Source organism: Nonomuraea sp. NPDC001684, assembly GCF_053596515.1.
Map to the genome: position 1 here is coordinate 1 of NZ_JBSFGJ010000865.1, position 1,429 is coordinate 1,429.

Annotated in this window: 1 protein-coding gene; it reads left to right on the forward strand. The window is 73.3% G+C overall.

The annotated features are described in order from the left end of the window. Positions 1–97: 97 nt before the first annotated feature. On the forward strand, positions 98–1,429 hold a 1,332-nt coding region (locus ACWCSD_RS52610; protein WP_449927469.1), incomplete at its 3' end, for a glucose-6-phosphate isomerase.

Consider the following 1,429-nt stretch of genomic DNA (forward strand, 5'->3'; position numbering starts at 1 on the left):
ACGACGACGTCGTGCGGGTGCTGGAGGAGGAGGGCGTCGAGAAGTTCGAGGCGTCCTGGAACGAGCTGCTGGAGAGCGTCACTAAGAATCTGGTGCCATGATCGAGGTGTCCTACCGCGAGGAGGGGGTGGCCGCGGCCGCCTCCTCCGTCGCGGGGCGCCTCGTCGCCGACGGCGTGCCCGCGCGGCTGGCCGGCGGCGACCCCACGCTGTGGGGCGAGGACGCCGAGGCGGTGGCGGCGGTCCGGCTCGGCTGGCTGACGCTGCCGCGCACCTCCCGCGAGCTCCTTCCCGAGCTGGGCAAGCTCGTGGAGCGGGCGCGCGCCGAGGGCCTGACGAACGTGGTGCTGGCCGGGATGGGCGGCTCGTCGCTGGCTCCCGAGGTGATCTGCCAGACCGCCGACGTGCCGCTGACCGTGCTCGACACGACCGACCCCGCGCAGGTCCGGCGGGCGCTGACCGACCTGCTGGAGTCCACGGTCGTGGTGGTGGCCAGCAAGAGCGGCTCGACCGTCGAGACCGACTGCCACCTGCGCATCTACGAACAGATCTTCACCGAGGCGGGCATCTCGCCCGCCGACCGGATCGTGGTCGTCACCGACCACGGCTCACCGCTGGAGCAGCGGGCCGTCGACGGCGGCTACCACCTGGTGCTGGCCGTCCCCGACGTGGGCGGCCGCTATTCGGCGCTGTCGGCGTTCGGGCTGGTGCCGAGCGCGCTGGCCGGGGCCGACGTCGAACGGCTGCTGGACGACGCCGAGGAGGTGCTGCCGCTGCTGTCCCTGGACACCGGCAACCCCGGCCTCGACCTGGGCGCGGCCCTCGGCGGCGCGGCGCTGGCCGGGCGCGACAAGCTCGTGCTGGAGGACCAGCTCTCGGGCATCAACGGGCTGCCCGACTGGATTGAGCAGCTCGTCGCCGAGTCCACCGGCAAGCAGGGCCGGGGCATCCTGCCGATCGTCAACGCCGACCCCAACCACACCAGCGACGAGCTGGTCGTCGCGATCGAGTCCGACAACGGCGCCGTACGCGTCGACGGGCCGCTCGGCGGCCAGTTCCTGGTCTGGGAGTACGCGACCGCCGTGGCCGGGCTGCTGCTGGAGATCGACCCGTTCGACCAGCCGAACGTGGCCGAGTCCAAGGAGAACACCGCGGCCCTGCTGGCCCTGCCCGACCTGCCGCTGGGCGCGCCCGCGCTGGTCGACGGGCCCGTCGAGGTCTACGGCGCGGTCCGCTCCCACGACCTGCCCGGCGTGCTGGCCGAGCTGCTGAAGGCCATCCCGCACGACGGCTACCTGGCCGTGATGGCCTACCTCGACCGGCTGGCCGCCTTCGACGCGCCGGTGCCCGAGGGGGCCGACTTCGAGCAGATGACCGACGCGTGGATGATGGCCGACGCGGCCACGCTGCGCGCCCTGCTCGCCATCCGC